The sequence below is a fragment of the Lactobacillus sp. ESL0785 genome (genome assembly GCF_029395455.1).
In the GTDB taxonomy this organism is placed as follows: domain Bacteria; phylum Bacillota; class Bacilli; order Lactobacillales; family Lactobacillaceae; genus Lactobacillus.
The window spans coordinates 1,522,018-1,537,502 of sequence record NZ_CP113916.1; the positions used below are offsets into that span (position 1 = coordinate 1,522,018).

At 38.1% G+C, this 15,485-nt stretch carries 13 protein-coding genes; 1 reads left to right on the forward strand and 12 read right to left on the reverse strand.

Going from position 1 to position 15,485, the window contains the following annotated elements; translation table 11 throughout:
- Window positions 1-62: 62 nt before the first annotated feature.
- The 7 genes from OZY43_RS07280 to OZY43_RS07310 form a co-directional block, all read right to left on the reverse strand.
- Window positions 63-788, reverse strand: coding sequence for an LrgB family protein (locus OZY43_RS07280; protein ID WP_277164505.1), 726 nt, complete (start codon window positions 786-788; stop codon window positions 63-65).
- Window positions 788-1,231 carry a CidA/LrgA family protein gene (locus tag OZY43_RS07285; RefSeq protein ID WP_277164507.1) on the reverse strand — a complete coding sequence of 148 codons (444 nt, stop codon included), beginning with the start codon at window positions 1,229-1,231 and terminating at the stop codon, window positions 788-790. The genes OZY43_RS07280 and OZY43_RS07285 overlap by 1 nt, the downstream gene beginning before the upstream one ends.
- Window positions 1,232-1,360: 129 nt before the next feature.
- Window positions 1,361-2,098, reverse strand: a complete 738-nt coding sequence (locus OZY43_RS07290) for a LytTR family transcriptional regulator DNA-binding domain-containing protein (RefSeq protein ID WP_277166392.1) — start codon at window positions 2,096-2,098, stop codon at window positions 1,361-1,363.
- A 39-nt stretch (window positions 2,099-2,137) separates the two neighbouring features.
- Window positions 2,138-3,877: a LytS/YhcK type 5TM receptor domain-containing protein gene (locus OZY43_RS07295; protein ID WP_277164509.1), complete on the reverse strand. Its 1,740-nt coding sequence runs from the start codon at window positions 3,875-3,877 to the stop codon at window positions 2,138-2,140.
- Between the two features lie 136 nt (window positions 3,878-4,013).
- Window positions 4,014-5,417, reverse strand: coding sequence for an MDR family MFS transporter (locus tag OZY43_RS07300; protein WP_277164511.1), 1,404 nt, complete (start codon window positions 5,415-5,417; stop codon window positions 4,014-4,016).
- A 50-nt stretch (window positions 5,418-5,467) separates the two neighbouring features.
- Window positions 5,468-5,920: a MarR family transcriptional regulator gene (locus OZY43_RS07305; protein ID WP_277164512.1), complete on the reverse strand. Its 453-nt coding sequence runs from the start codon at window positions 5,918-5,920 to the stop codon at window positions 5,468-5,470.
- A 66-nt stretch (window positions 5,921-5,986) separates the two neighbouring features.
- The gene (locus OZY43_RS07310) at window positions 5,987-7,762 is read right to left on the reverse strand and encodes an FAD-dependent oxidoreductase (RefSeq protein ID WP_277164514.1); all 1,776 of its coding nucleotides are present in this window, start codon (window positions 7,760-7,762) and stop codon (window positions 5,987-5,989) included.
- A gap of 198 nt (window positions 7,763-7,960) precedes the next feature.
- Here OZY43_RS07310 and OZY43_RS07315 point away from each other — a divergent pair, with 198 nt between their 5' ends.
- Window positions 7,961-8,242 carry a hypothetical protein gene (locus OZY43_RS07315; RefSeq protein ID WP_277164516.1) on the forward strand — a complete coding sequence of 94 codons (282 nt, stop codon included), beginning with the start codon at window positions 7,961-7,963 and terminating at the stop codon, window positions 8,240-8,242.
- On the opposite strand, the gene OZY43_RS07320 is transcribed toward OZY43_RS07315, so the two are convergent.
- From OZY43_RS07320 to OZY43_RS07340, 5 genes are all read right to left on the reverse strand, one after another.
- Window positions 8,217-9,662 (reverse strand): FAD-dependent oxidoreductase, encoded by a 1,446-nt coding sequence (locus OZY43_RS07320; protein WP_277164518.1) that lies wholly within the window; start codon window positions 9,660-9,662, stop codon window positions 8,217-8,219. The two genes, OZY43_RS07315 and OZY43_RS07320, sit on opposite strands and share 26 nt — an antisense overlap.
- Window positions 9,663-9,732: 70 nt before the next feature.
- Window positions 9,733-11,595 carry an FAD-dependent oxidoreductase gene (locus tag OZY43_RS07325; RefSeq protein WP_277164520.1) on the reverse strand — a complete coding sequence of 621 codons (1,863 nt, stop codon included), beginning with the start codon at window positions 11,593-11,595 and terminating at the stop codon, window positions 9,733-9,735.
- 24 nt (window positions 11,596-11,619) lie between these two features.
- The gene (locus OZY43_RS07330; protein WP_277164522.1) at window positions 11,620-12,834 is read right to left on the reverse strand and encodes an MFS transporter; all 1,215 of its coding nucleotides are present in this window, start codon (window positions 12,832-12,834) and stop codon (window positions 11,620-11,622) included.
- 28 nt (window positions 12,835-12,862) lie between these two features.
- Entirely contained in the window at window positions 12,863-14,347 is a 1,485-nt protein-coding gene (locus OZY43_RS07335; protein ID WP_277164524.1) for an FAD-dependent oxidoreductase, read from the reverse strand.
- Window positions 14,348-14,531: 184 nt separating this feature from the next.
- Window positions 14,532-15,455, reverse strand: coding sequence for a LysR family transcriptional regulator (locus OZY43_RS07340; RefSeq protein WP_277164526.1), 924 nt, complete (start codon window positions 15,453-15,455; stop codon window positions 14,532-14,534).
- Window positions 15,456-15,485 lie beyond the last annotated feature (30 nt).

The window sequence follows — 15,485 nt, forward strand, 5'->3', positions numbered from 1 at the left end:
ATTGAGTGCGTAAGTAAACTGAATACTAATAAATTTTTACAATATTTGTCCATTACCAATAATTATAAGCCCAGCATATGAGCAAATACCGGAACAAGCAAGTTATCTACTAATCCCGTAGCCACCACAGCAACAGCAGCCATCGCACCTTGAACGGAACCAAGCTCTAATCCAAATGCAGAGCCAATTGTGTGACCTGCTGCTCCTAGACCAAGACCTGTTCCCATTGGATCACTATCAAGCTTAAACCATTTAACCATTTGCTTACCCAAAGCATAGATTACAACAGCATTAAGAATGCAAGCCATCGCGGTAATTGAAGCATTACCACCAATTGAAGTTGTTAACGGCATTGCAATCGCGGTTGTTGCTGATTGACTAAGCATTGATCTAATGCCAACTTCATCAAGACCGACCGCTTTAGAAATCAAAGTAATTAAAATTAATGAAATAAAGGTACCAATAATTAAACTCAGTAAAATAATGCCCCAATTCTTTTTAACAACATCATTTCGTTTATATAAAGGAACTGCAAACGCAATTGTTGCTGGAGTAATAAACCAGAAGATAATATCGCCACCAGGCTTATATGCCTTAGCATAAACCTGAGCAGTTGAAACATCAAAGTACTTACCTAGTACTACTAAAATGGCAATTCCCAAGACCATTGCAACAAACAAAGGCTGAAAAATAAACAAACCATGCGATTTTTTAAATAGCCATTTACCGATTAAAAAGACCAGCAAAGATAAAAAGACTCCAAATAAGGGATTACTTATATATGACATTATTTGCCACCTCCTGTCTTAACACCTTGCGAGGTGCCATTCAATTTAACTGCAGTCAATTTCTTTTTAAGCCAAAGCAATGCTCTTGTAGTATAAGCTGTTACGACCAACAGAATTACCGTTGATAGTAAAATTACCAACACGAGTTGCACACCTTGGGCTTTCATAATATCAAGGTTGGCAGCAATTGAAATTCCTGACGGAACAAACATAAAACTAATTAATGAAATTAGTGCACTACCAAAAGAATCAACCCATTCAATTTTAATAACGTGTGCTGTCAACAACACATACAATAAAACTAAACCAATTACCGGTGTGGGCACCGGAAAATTCTTTGGCATCATTTCTGAGATTAATTGTGACACAAATAAGATTGTGGCATAAATCAACATTTGAAATAACAGTGGTGCTGATTGGTGCTTATCTTCTTTTCTTTTCATCTTACTCGTCCTTTCTGAATTTCTTATTTTCAATGTTAAAGATACTAGAAAAGCGAGTTTTTGAGTGCAAATTCAAGCCGAACTGCAAAAATTGGCTCGTGAACTGCCCTTAAATTAACGTGACTAATATTACATTCCCAGTCGCTGACTTAAGTCCTTACGGTACGACCGTCCAACCTGTATTTTTTCACCGTTACTCATCACTAACAAAAGCGTATGATTAAACCATGGCTGAACTTCCTTTACCTCTTCGACATTAATGATTGCATTCCGGTGTACTTGCATAAATTTAGGCTGCGTAAGCCGCTTTTTTAGCCAAGCCAAAGTTTGTTTAGTTTGATAATGGTTTTGAGCAGTCGAAATTGTCAATATGCCACGATTAATAGTCGCCGTAATTAACGCACTTGTTTTAATCACAATGTTACGGTCAGCCAATTCGATACTGAGTATATCACTTACCGGCTGCTCGGAATTATTCGGACTGGGCTGCTTACGAGAATTAATTACCTGCAGTGCTTTAGTTAGTGACTGATCAATCCGTTCTTGCTCAAACGGCTTCAGGATATAATCTAATGCACCAACATCAAAAGCCTGAATCGCATATTCATCATATGCCGTCGAAAAGATAATCAATGGTGAATAAGACAACTTTAATTCATCCGCCAATTCAAAGCCATTTTCTTCATTAAGCGAAATATCCAAAAACATTAAATCAATTTTGTTCTTCAATAATTCTTTCTGAGCCTGCTTAATATCTTCTGCCTGATAAATTGTGACAGCTACGTCTTTAAGAACGGGACTGGCTTTAATTAAATATTCTAATTCTGTTCGTGCCAGTGGCTCATCATCAACCAATAAAATCTTCATCTCTGTATCCTTCATTAACACCCTTTATTAGCCAACTACTCATTGTTCTTGTTCAACAATTTTTAAGGGAATATTGGTTTTAAAAATTGTTCCTTGATCATTGCTGACAATCTTCAATTGACTGCTCGTTCCGTATAATCCTTTTAACCGCAAATTCAAGTTATATAGTGCCGTGCCACTGCCTTTAGATTCACTAATTGGCTTTTTTCCTAAAGATTGCAGCACACTAGGTGCAATCCCGGTACCATTATCCGTTACGCTGACTTCAACGCGTTGATTTGCAAGCTCTTTAAGACGAATAATAATCCGATTCCCCTGCTTACGTCCTTTAAAAGCGTGTCGCACTGCATTTTCAACAAAAATTTGTAAACAAAATGATGGCAGTAAAATATTATCGGGAACTTCAATTTGATAATCAATAATAAATTTATTAGGAAATCGCAGCTTTTCAATACTCATATAAGAATCAACATGACGCTTTTCTTGTTCTAATGTAACTTCTTTTTCTTGACCATTGCGCAGACTGGATCTAAAAAAGACACTTAACTGCATTAATGCCTGATGTGCTTTTTCCACGTTTACTCGCATCAAGGCGCCAATCGTGTTAATCGCATTAAAGAAAAAATGCGGATTAATTTGAACCTGTAAGGCCTTAATCTCTGCTTCATTGAGTAAACTGGTCTGCTGCTCGGCAATCCCAATTGCCAATTGTCCCGAAAAAATCATCGCCAAACCACGGACCAAGTTTTCTTCAACAACCGTCATTTTACTACCCTCACAAAAATATAATTTAAGGGCACCAATTGTCTGATTATTAACACGCAAGGGGAACACAATCGCTGACGTTAATGGACAAGATGGTTCTGGACAGCCAATTTCTTTTTTCGAGTAGGCCAATTTTTCTTTTCCCGTTAAAATAGCAGTCTTGGATAAGTCGGTTATTACTGGTTCTCCTGCAATATGGTGGTCTTCACCAGCACCAACATGGGCCAAAACATTAACTCGATCGGTTAATCCTACCGCATCAAAGTTAGTATATTGCTTAATAATTTGACAAACGTGCTTTGCCGAGTCGAAGTCAAGACCCTTACGAAAATAAGGTAGCGTTTTGTTAGTTAATTCCAAAACATCTTTGGTCTGAACCGCCTTTAATTGGCGCTCATTTGATAAGTAAGTCTTCAAGATTTCAATAAATAAACTTGCACCAATTGTGTTTAACAGCACCATTGGAACAAAAATCAAGGTTACTAAACCAATACCATGAAAAGTAAAGATGAAAGCCATTTGAATTAATTCCGCAAAAAAAGCTAAAACAGCTACCCATGGTGTTGATGGATAAAGATTGTCGCCTTTAACGCGATCGCCGCATATCCCAACAAGATAACCAATGAGGACAGAACTAGCAATATAAAAATAATCCGAAAAGCCACCGAAGACAACGCGGTGCAGACCACCTATCAGGCCAACCATCATCCCAACATACGGTCCACCAGTTAAACTAGCAGCTGTAATCACCAAAACACGCGTATTCGCTATCGAATCTGATTGCGGCAAGCCGGTTATAATCAACGGTGTAACTACTTCTTTAGAACTAGTAATCTCAACTCCTGTTAAATTCGCCATCACAACAAAAATTGCGAAAATAATGGTCAGCCAAATTTGTGATTTTAATGTTCTTTTTTCAATTAGGTTTCTAAAAAAGCGCATATTAACCAGCAAAAATGCCAGCAACATAATAATGCCTAGCCGTTCCATCAGCAAAATAAATAAGTTAAACATTGTAAATTACTCCCCAATTTTTATTCTATTATGTCATTATTGCACAAAACAAAAGCAAAATGCTGTAAAGTAATTTAATCTACTATCAAAAAAAGCTTTATTAAGTAAGAACTTAATAAAGCTTTTCAACCAGAATTTACTTATTTTCTTCCTGAGCTGTTGGCAACCCAAACGAACCGATCAAACCGATTATCGCAAAGATTAGCATTAAGATGAAGCCCCAATGGTAACCTGTTGCTAAAGCAGCGGCTTTATTCACAACTACATTAGCAGAACCGATGGTTACAACTAACATCGCTAGGGCTGTTCCCAATGACCCACCAATCTGGCGAATTGTCGACGATCCGGCATTGGCATGGGCAGTCATTTTTGACTGTACCTGATTAATTCCCGCAGTAAAGGTTGTCATCATCGTAAAGGAAATTCCTACCATCCGCAAAGCGTAACATATACCGATCATTACTAAGCTAGTTTGCGCACTAAAAGTCAGCATTGGCACAGTTCCAAGAACTAACATTGTAAAACCAAATAGTGATAACTTTTTAATTCCCAATTTGTCATACAAAGTCCCTGAAATTGGGTTGCAAATAATCAGCAGCAATGCTCCCGGCATCATTACAAGACCAGAAGTCAAAGCCGATTCGCCACGTGTAGTTTGCAAATACAGCGGCAAAACTAATTCGATTCCAACCATGGCCAAGTTACTGATTGTACTTAATAGCGTACACAGGTCAAACTGCCAATTTTTAAAAACACGAATATCAAGTAACGGTTCTTCTAAATGTAATTGTCTCCGGCAGAAAAGATAAATAACTACCAAACCAATAATAAAAATTAGAGCTAACGTAAATGTGATTTTACCAGTATTACCTATTTCAGACAAAGCATACAAAATCAATCCGAAACCAACAATTGATTCTAAGAATGAAATCACATCTGTCGTACTCATGTGTGGTGTCGTAATATTTTGTACCGTAAAAATTGCTAACAGAGCTACCAAACCACTGGTAACACTCAAAATGATAAAGAGCATCTGCCAGCCGGAATATTTTAAAATCAAACCAGAAATTGTCGGACCTACAGCTGGACCAAAGCCAATTACTAAACCCGTAATTCCCATTGCCATGCCGCGCTTTTCAGGTGGAAACATCATCAAAATCACATTCTGAATGAATGGCATTAAGCCACCAGCCGCAATTGCCTCAATAATTCGCCCAGTTAACAAAACGTAAAAATTAGGTGCAAAAACACAAATTATCGAACCAATAAAGAAAATTCCCATCATTGTTAGATAATTTTGCTTCATGTTAAATGATTCAAAAATCCAAGCTGACATTGGAATCATCAAGCCAACTACTAATAAGTACGCTGTTGTGAGCCATTGGGCCGTGGATTGACTAACGCCAAATGCAGTCATAATTGTTGGCAACGCATTATTTAGGAACGTTTCTGCTAATAATGCCACAAAGGCACCAAATAGCAGCACCGCCATCATTAAATTTCGCTTTTTTCCAGAAATTTGTTTTATTTCTTGTGTCATCTTTTCTCCTTTTATGTAGTAAGCTACACTTTTATAAATAAAAAAAGCTATTAGAAGTTAGCAATAATCTGATTTAAAAAGATTTCTAACTGTCCGATATCTTGATCACTAAGGCCGGCAATAATTTGGCTATTAATTTTATCCATAATTGCATGAATTTCCGTAATATTTTCATCAATCAGTTTAAAACCAGCAGCTGACAAAGTCAGTACAATTTGCCTTTGGTCACTTTCTAGATGCGCTGTTTGAATAAAGTTATTGTCAGCTAACCGCTTTACAATCCCGCGAATTGTTGGGTGACTGAGTACAAAAGTATCTGCAATCTCTTTTTGCGTAATAGTTCTCCCCTTTGAATCATATAGGTAAACTAAAAGTGAGATTTGAGCTCCAGTTAAGGAATAATCTTGAAATAGACTTGCAAAATGATTATTTAATTCCTTCTCAATTAGGGTATTGGCAATTTTAATCTTTGGTCCTAAGCGATTTAAAAGTTGATCAGACATACCTAGCTTCCTTCCTATTATGTAGTATACTACATTTTTTAGAAAATTATCAAGCCCGGTTAATTCCTACATCCTTTGCTTTTTAGCCATTGCTTCAACTGCCATTCTACCAGAATTAATTGCAAAACCCATTGAATTACCAGGCAAAGTAAAGTTATAGCTATCACCATAAATAGTATTTGCATCTTGACCAGAACAATACAATCCAGGAATTACTTGGCCGTTTTCACCAAACACACGCATATTTTCGTCAGTACGAATACCGCCCAAAGTTGCATAAGCACTTAAATAGAATTTGCCAACAATGAAACCACCCTGTCCTGTAAGTTGTCTGAGATACTTAGCTGGCTTAAAGAATTGTAAATCCTGATGTTCAGCACACATTTCATTATAATTTCCAATTGTAATAGCCAACTTATGCTTTGAGATTCCCAGTTTTTGCGCTAATTCTGAAATTGTATTGGCTGCAATTATGCCTTCATAACGTTCTGCTTCTGCACGAGCAATTTCATCATCAATACCACCAAACGGATTTCCAGGTGACACAATATTTACGATATCAACACCAGTTTTTTTATACTGTTCCAGCATTTGACGATCCATAATGCAATAAGCATAATGGCCTGGCTGCAACATTAGTGCGTTACCTGTATAAGTAGTATTACCCATTTGCGCTTCATTCATAAAGCGATCACCATTTTGATTAATTAGTAAGTTTGGCTGACGCAATCCCGCATCACTATGAAAGTAACGAATATTATGTGGTAACGAAAAAATGGTCTCAATGGTTTCTGAAGCATGGTCTTTTTGTGCACCTATTTGCCACATCATTTGTAAGCCATCCCCCGTAATTCCTGGAACTTCAAAGTCAAAGAAGTCGTCATTAAGATGTAAGCCTAATTCATCACGAAGCATTTCTTTATTAGAAGCAAAACCACCAGTCGCAACTAATACATACTTGGCTTTAACCTCATATACTTGATTACCTGACTGTGCAACTACTCCTGTAACTTGGTTACCAGTTTTAACCAAATGCTTAACTGGTGTTACTAAATAAAACTTAGCCCCTAGCTCTTGGGCTCTTTGGTACAGATGCTTATTCATCCACGATGCTGCAGCTGGTCCAGGCTTGCTGCCATCTTCTGGCTGAACAATATGCCATGTAGCATTGGCACCTTTAAAGTATGGAAATGCTCCTGCAAATTTAACACCCATTTTTTGTAGCCATTCAATTGTTTCAGCTGACTTAGCAAAGTACTTCTTAACTAAAGCTGCATTTACACGATAATGGGTATAATTCATATGTTCATTAAAGGCTTCTTCAACAGATAAATCATTAAAGTTATCTTTTTGAATTTGCGTATCAATTCCTAAGGGACCCATCCCCATACTGCCTGTTCCACCGATGTTACTGTTTTTTTCAAATACAATAGACTTAAGTCCCTGTTCACCAGCAGTTACAGCTGCCGCCAACCCAGAAGGACCTGCACCGACAATTACAATATCAGTTTCCAGATGATATGTTTTACCATCTTTTTCTTCATTTTCAGATTTGACAGCTATATCTATTGTACCTGCTTGTTCCAAGGCCTTTTTAACAGCATTTTTTATTCCTGCAGAAGTCATTGATGCACCACTTACTGCATCAACAGCATAAGTTTGCTGCTCGACAATTTTATTTGGTAATTCTTTTAGCGGCTTATCCGCAATTCCCTTAGTTTCCGATTCTGAAACTATTTTGACTGCAGTAATTTTATTATTTTGGATACCAACTTCAACAGCTATTGGGCCGCCATGACCCATTTCTTGAGCTTGATAAATTCCATCATGCAATTGATTCATAATATTTCCCTCCTTTAAATCATCTTTGTTAAGTTAATCACTTTGATTAACAATGGAATTATAACATCGCTTACATTTAAGGGCAATAGTGTAGTATGCTACATTTTAAAGAAATAAAAAATAGATTTATTATTTCAGATAACCTGATAATATTCTATAATTAGATTAATAATATACGAATATACAAGGAGAATTATAATGGGTTTTATTCTTATGGGCAGCAGTTTAATTATTGGTGGCGGCTTAATTGCCATCGCAATCTTAGCCATTACCAACCACATTTTAAAATATTTAACTTTATCAATTGGCATTTTAGCTTTATTAGGTGGTTTAATTTTATTATCTTTTCCTATTAAATTTATGATTTCATATATACTTCAATTATTATCTACTGATTTTAATTATAAAAATAGAGCAGCTAAAAGCTGCTCTATTTTGTTCCCCAATATTTATTTTAATCCTTATCAACAATTGCCTTAATTGCATTTCTACCTGAAAAAATACAATAACCGGCATGAGTACCCGGAACGTTAACGCCATAAGTATCACCGTATAAAACCGCTGAACCATCACTACCAATTGCATAAAGACCTGGAATCGGTCTACCCTTGGTATCCAAAACCTCATTATTAATGTTCACCCGTAACCCATCGCCAGTCGTGTAAGCACCAACGCCTAATTCAATTGCGTAGTAGGGACCATCACCAGTAATAGGCAACATGTATTTAGCAGGCTTATGGAAGTCAGTATCCTCGCCTTTTGCAGCCATTTCATTGTAATGCTTAACGTAAGCTGGCAAGTTCGGTGTGTCAATTTCTGCAGCCAACTCGTCAATTGTAGCTGCCTTGTGTAAGAACTTACGGCCGTCTTTTTCAGCCTGTTCAATATCATCGCGCAAAGTCGGGTATCTATCTTCTGGTACCATCGGTTTCATTGAACGTGGATAGGACTTATCGGTAAAGTCATCTAAGATCGATTGACTAAAGATACAGAAGACGCGGTCTTGCCGGTTCATAGCATTACCTTCATTTGCCCAGTTAACAACACAAGCGGCCTCATTAACAAAACGTTCGCCTAATTCGTTAACCCACATTTGTGGTTGATCGCAAACTGAGCTCCACATTGCGGTGCCCCATAATTTAAAGGCAGGGACAGTTTTATCCTTTAATTGACCGCCAAACATCATTGACATTCCAGTAAAGTATTTCTTCGCTCCCAATTTCCACGCTAAACGTAATCCATCACCAGTACTCTTGCCCGAGTTAACTGGAATCACATTGTCTGGATTTTGGTGCGGCGTCTTCCCAAATAGTTCTGAATCGTTCAAATAACCACCTGATGCCAAAACTACGTTTTTAGCATTAACAATTTCGGTAGTTCCATCTTCCACCATTGTTAAAGTGACATCATAGCTCTGGTCATCTTTAGGTTCTAAAGCAGTTACCTTAGTTATAGTCTTAATAATTAGTCCCTTCTTAGTAGCGTAAGGTTCTAGTCCCTTATGAATAGCATCATGACCTTTACCTTCAAATAAATGCCACGTTCTAACACTGGTCCCCATATTGACAACCATCCAAAACTTAACACCACGGTCTTGCAGCCAAGAAACATTCTTACCAGCATTAGCAATATAGCGTTGCCACATTCTGCCGTCACCTTTATAGTGAGAATAGTTCAGCTCTTCTTCGAGTAGTTCCTTCTTGTCAATTACAGCATTATCCTTCTTCTGCAATTCGGAATCGGCAGCAAACACACCTTCAACATAATTACCAGTACCACCAGTTGTATTGCCTTTTTCAACCAATAAAGTTTTCAAATTATTGTCAACAGCTTCAGTTGCAGCTGCAAAGCCAGCAAGACCAGCACCAACAATGACAACATCATATTTTTCTTCTGTCATAATTTCCCCTCCTTAGTAAAAAACACGTATAAATCAAAATTTCTTTAATTCATACATGTTTTTAAATTAATTATTTGTTTGTTCTTGCAGTTTCAGCGGCATCAATTCCAGCCAACCGACCTGAAATGTACGCAAAGCCTAATGTTCCACCTTCAAAGTCAACATAAGCCTTACCATACATCCCAGATGCATCGGCACCAGTAACATAGAGATTAGGAACAGGTTCACCTTCTGGGGTTAAAGCATGCATCTTTTCATCAATCGTTGCACCGCCAAGTGTTCCCAAATTACGGGCAATGAATTTAACTGCGTAGAATGGACCCTTCTCAACTGGAATCATCCGGTTAGTATCAGAGAAGAACAGGTCATCTTCACCAGTCTTCTTGGCATTATTATATTGCGCAACAGACTTTTGCAAGTTATCCTTGTCAACACCCATCTTGTCTGCCAATTCTTCAATCGTATCGCCAATAAAGACAACGTTAGTTGATTCAAGCTGATTTAACAGAGCCGTGAAGTCAGTCTTTTCATGCTCACGCTTAATGTTTTCTTCAGTATCAGTTGGATAATTAAATTCCATGTAGAATTCACGATGGTTTTTCCATTTCCCATAATGATCTTCAATCGCAACTGTACCGCCTTCCTTGATCTTATCCAACATTGCTTGATCAAGAACAACATATTCAGTTTGTTTTGGCTGTTCAGATAATTCGGCACCATGAACAGCGAAGTCTAAGGCATGAGTTTCACTAGCATAGCGTTGACCCCGATTATTAACGCGCAAGTTCGGAAAATCGGCTAAAGCATTAAGCGGCAGCCAACCCGGACCTACAATTTTGGCCATTGCACCAATATCTTCATTACTGAATGTTTGCCAGAAATAGTGGGTTGAACCATTAATATGGTGAGCAGTACCAGCATCCCAAGCCATGTTCAAACCGTCACCGGTATTTTGCAAAACTTGACCTTGTGTGCTGACATCACCTAAATATTCCTTACGCATTTGCGGATTACCACCAAAACCACCGGTAGCAATAATTACCTTTTTGGCGTGTACTTCTAAAGTACTATCATCACCTTGGGCAATAACACCAGTAACTACACCATTATCTGTCAGAAGCTTCTTTGCAGCAAAGCCAAAGTACATCTTACCGCCAATTGATTTGAATTTTTCAATCAGCTTGGTAATTGCCTTAGTACCACCTTCTTGGTAGCCGTGCAAAGTTGCAGGCATCCCAATATGGTCATAACTACCACCAGTCCCGGCATCAACCAACTTCATGATGGCGCCGTTTTCGTTCAGCCAGTCAACGGTTCTACCAGATTCATCAATAATCCGCCGAACTAAGATTGAATTCATATAGCCCTGTGAGGCATCCATGTATTCGTCATAAAGCCACTTCTTTGAAACAACCTGATTTAAATCTTTTTGTTGTTGACTATCAGCGGCAAACATCCCGCCAGCGAACGTACCAGCACCAAGTGGTGAAATTGTCTTTTCAAGAAGGGCAACACTAGCACCTTCTTGCTGAGCAGCAAGTGCTGCAGCAGCACCAGCAGAGCCAGCACCCACAACAGCAACATCGACATCAATTACTTCTTTATCAGCGCTAGCATTTTGCTTACCATTTTCTTTTAGAGCAGCAAAGTTAACGTTGGCCTTGGTTAAAGCATCCTTAACACCAGCAATAATTCCCCGTGAGGTTTCAGAAGCTCCTGAAACAACATCAACGTCAACTGACTGATTTTTCACAATCTTATCAGCCATCTTCTTAAAGGCGTTATCAGCTAAACTATCTGGAGCAAAATTGTTCAATGCTTTAACACTATTAATCTTGTCTTCATTAACATCAACTTCAACATTAATGATGCTTTCCTTACCTTGACCTGAACCGGTATATTTGCCCGGCTTTGTCGTGATTTTTTGTGTCATAGTAATTCCTCTTAATTAATAACTTTAACGATGACGACCTGCATTTGGATTTGGTAAAATTGCCATAAAAATAGCAGTCAAAGCAAAGACAAGTCCTTGAATAATAAAGGTCATTAAGTAACTCTTACCAGCAATCATCGAAATAATGATTGGTACACAGTATGATAAAAGCAATGATACAGTACCAACTAACCCACCAGCTGAACCAGCATACTTAGGTCCAATTTCTGGGAAAGTAATTGGCATTGCCTGCATAATCGGACCAGTCATGGCACCAAGCAAGCCACCAATAACTAGGTTAATTGTCAGAACTGCTCCTAAAGGAACGTACCAACTAATCGCCATTGAAACACCGCCTAAAATGGTAATACCAATCATTAATGGTTTAGCATTCTTAGGCTTATTAATAATTGCTGGGCCAAAGGCACTGCCAAACATACTACCAACAGTCGCAATAGCAGCAACAGTACCTGCTTGTTGTGGGCTCATTCCTCTTGCAGCAAATGCTTGTGGCAAAATTCCGGAGAAAGCTTCACTAGCACCCATACCACAACCTACACAAAGAGCAACAATCCAGGTCTTCTTACTTTTAGCAGCTTCTTTAAAGAAACTCCATGAAGATGCGGCTTGATCGGCTTGCATTTCTTGCTTAGGAACTTCTTCACCCTTTGGTGTATCTTTAACAAATAATACCCAGCAGACACCTAACACAAGTAAAACAATTGATGAGAAGATATAAGCTGCTTTAACACTAGGAAACATTGGTCCCGTAATTTGTGACAACATAATTCCTACACTAGCTGAAGCGAAGAAAATCCCCATTGCCATGTTAGTATCTTGCTTAAACCAAATACCAAAGATCTTCATAGTATTAGCGTTTAGAAGTGCCATATATACCCCAAACATCATCAGCATAATCATCATTGTGATGAAGTTATTAGCCCACAAACGACCAAACGCACCAATAACTGATACGATTAATCCAACTGTGACGATTTTCTTAGCACCAAATTTATCGGCTAACGATCCCGCAGGAATACTTAAGACAACCGCAATTAACATTGGTGCCATTAATAAACTTTGAAATTGCGGCATTGTAATATGTAATGCTGGCATAATTTGCGTAGCTAATGATGAAATTTGGAATTGTACGTAATTACTAATCATATCCAGCAATGCGGCAATTGCTAAAATCACCCACCGATAGTTTGAAAGCTTCGGTAATTGTTTTTGTTCCATAATAATTAACCCTCTCTAAATTTACAACTTAATTTTCCGCAGCATATTGACCTGCTAAACGGCCAAATGTTTGTGCGTGACTGCATGTCAGACCAGGAACTCTATCTGGATAACTACCCCAGAAGAAGCCACCACTAGCATTGCCTGCTGCATAAAGATGTGGAATTGGCTTACCCATCTTGTCAATAACTTCCATCTTGGTGTTAATTCTTAAGCCATCAAGCGTTGCCAATAGCCGACCACCCATAATCACACCGTAGTATGGACCATGTTCAACTGGGAACAATCTAAACTTTTCTTTACCAAAGTCAGTATCTTCCTCTTGGTCGCACATCTTGTTATATTCATTAACAGTAGCAACCAACTTTTCTTTTGGCAGGTTTAACATCTCTGCTAATTCTTCAATTGTGTCGGCCTTCTTAACCATGCCATCATCGATTCGCCGTTGAACTTCAGCTTTGTTCTCCTCAGTATTATAAATTCCTGGGAAGCCTAAACGTGAACAACCTTGTGTTCTAAATTGCGCCATATGATCCATTGCATCTTCAGACCAAATTTGTGCTTCCAAGTATCCAGGTTGCTTAGCCATTGCATTAATGTCAAATTGGTATGGCACACTTTCGTTACCAAAACGCTCACCGTTTAGGTTAACTTTCAGCATTGGGTATGCGCCCATCCAGAAGTAACCCGGATCCTTAAAGTCAATAACATAATGATCTTCAGCGTTAGTACCAACTGGGACAGCGCCACGGTCAAAAATGATTTCAGCTGGTTCTTCATCACGAGCTGCACCAACTTTTAGCCCGGCCAAAATACCTGAACCATCATCACGTGGGCCATCAGAATAAACATTCTTCTTGTAGCCAAGTGGATCCCACTTCTTCATCAATTCAACATTGGCACCATAACCACCAGTACAAATAATGACACCCTTAGTAGCAGCGTATTCGGTCTTTTCGCCTGAATCACGATCGCTAGTAATGACACCCGTTACCTTACCGCTATCATCTGTAACCAACTCTTCTAACTTGGTATTGTACTTAAGTGTTACGCCTAATTCCTTCACCTTATCGATCATCCAGTCACCGTAGTGAGCCCAATCATCATCAGGTGTCGCAATTGCTAATTCAGTATTGAAAGCTGTATTAACAATAGTTTCGTAATAAGCATCTGATTGTGGCTTCAGTACACCACCGTTTGGCTTCAAAATATTTTCTTCAAGCCAGTTTGCTGTTTCATCAGTGTGGTTAGCCCAAGTCCACAATAGGCGTTCGTCAACATTATCTTGATAGAACAAAGTTAAGAAATTCATTAACTTAGCTTTATCAACCTTAATTCCTGCTCTTCTTTGTGCATTACTGTCTAATGCTGCAAAAAATGACCGAAACAAAAATCTTGAACTGCCCATTTTATCAACTAATAAAACTTTGGCACCTTTTTCCGCAGCTGCCATGGCTGCCATTGCACCAGCATTGCTGGCACCAGCAACAATTATGTCATAGGTATCTTTCATTTTTTATCCCTCACTTCTATAAAAACGAAATCCTCTAATCTCTTTCATCATACTATGAATTAAGTGAAGCTTTGCACTAAATTAGGAATTGATGATTACTAAATGGAATAGATACCAACTTTACAAGCAATTTTTGGCATAAAAAAGGACTAACAGTATTTTATTTGTTAGTCCGACCTAATAATTATTTTTTATTTGGTAAGAATTCTGTAATTGATTGGCGTAAAATGGCAATCACTTGCTTTAAAATAGTCTCACTAGCAAAGGATTCCATATAAGCAATACCATATGGCGAGATTTCATGATAAGCAAATGGAATGTAAGTAATACCATTTGCTTGATAATCAGCAATGAAATTCGGCAACACGCCATAACCCCAGCCGGCTTTGACATAAACACCCATACTTAAAAAATCCTGCACAAACTTAATGTGCTTCATGCCAATATTATTAACTAAGGTATTCTGAAATTTAACTTGAACATTCAACGAACTATTGGGATCTAGCAAAAAAATGTCCTTATTTTTTAAATCAGCCAAAGTTATCTGCTTTTTTTGTGCAAGCGGAGAATCTGACGGACACGCAACCACAAATTGCCCAGTAATTAATGGCTCAAACTGGACATCTTCAACAATTTCAACGTCATCTCGAGCAATCGCGCAGATATCCACATGATGGTTTAATAATTCACCAATTGAATTATTGAGAACGAAGACAAACTGAACATCAATATTGTTATTAACTGACCGTAATTTTCGCAAAAAGATTGGCAATACTTGCTGTTCTAAAGGCGTGTCACATACACCAATCCGCAACAATGTTCCCGCATTATTTCTCTGGCTCTGTAAATAAGCAACCGTATAATCCATGTCATCAATCACATTGCGCGCAACATGATAAAAGTATTTGCCGGCATTGGTCAATGAAATGCGATGATGTGCGCGATTAATCAAGGTCACACCAATTGTTGTTTCCAAATCTTTAATATTCTTAGAAACGGCTGATTGGGAGAAGTTAAGTCGTTCTGCCGCAATTGTAAAACTAGAATTGTCAACTGCCTTAACAAAGCAGCGTAATTGAGTAAAATTCATTTTCATCATTCCATTCATTTATAGCATATCCTAATTATACTTTATCTG

Excerpts from the sequence above, each read along its gene's own strand:
- OZY43_RS07295 (WP_277164509.1), bottom strand. The coding sequence starts at position 3,877 with ATGTTTAACTTATTTATTTTGCTGATGGAACGGCTAGGCATTATTATG.
- OZY43_RS07340 (WP_277164526.1), bottom strand. The coding sequence starts at position 15,455 with ATGAATGGAATGATGAAAATGAATTTTACTCAATTACGCTGCTTTGTT.
- OZY43_RS07285 (WP_277164507.1), bottom strand. The coding sequence starts at position 1,231 with ATGAAAAGAAAAGAAGATAAGCACCAATCAGCACCACTGTTATTTCAA.
- OZY43_RS07280 (WP_277164505.1), bottom strand. The coding sequence starts at position 788 with ATGTCATATATAAGTAATCCCTTATTTGGAGTCTTTTTATCTTTGCTG.
- OZY43_RS07330 (WP_277164522.1), bottom strand. The coding sequence starts at position 12,834 with ATGGAACAAAAACAATTACCGAAGCTTTCAAACTATCGGTGGGTGATT.
- OZY43_RS07310 (WP_277164514.1), bottom strand. The coding sequence starts at position 7,762 with ATGAATCAATTGCATGATGGAATTTATCAAGCTCAAGAAATGGGTCAT.
- OZY43_RS07315 (WP_277164516.1), top strand. The coding sequence starts at position 7,961 with ATGGGTTTTATTCTTATGGGCAGCAGTTTAATTATTGGTGGCGGCTTA.
- OZY43_RS07325 (WP_277164520.1), bottom strand. The coding sequence starts at position 11,595 with ATGACACAAAAAATCACGACAAAGCCGGGCAAATATACCGGTTCAGGT.
- OZY43_RS07320 (WP_277164518.1), bottom strand. The coding sequence starts at position 9,662 with ATGACAGAAGAAAAATATGATGTTGTCATTGTTGGTGCTGGTCTTGCT.
- OZY43_RS07290 (WP_277166392.1), bottom strand. The coding sequence starts at position 2,098 with ATGAAGATTTTATTGGTTGATGATGAGCCACTGGCACGAACAGAATTA.
- OZY43_RS07300 (WP_277164511.1), bottom strand. The coding sequence starts at position 5,417 with ATGACACAAGAAATAAAACAAATTTCTGGAAAAAAGCGAAATTTAATG.
- OZY43_RS07335 (WP_277164524.1), bottom strand. The coding sequence starts at position 14,347 with ATGAAAGATACCTATGACATAATTGTTGCTGGTGCCAGCAATGCTGGT.
- OZY43_RS07305 (WP_277164512.1), bottom strand. The coding sequence starts at position 5,920 with ATGTCTGATCAACTTTTAAATCGCTTAGGACCAAAGATTAAAATTGCC.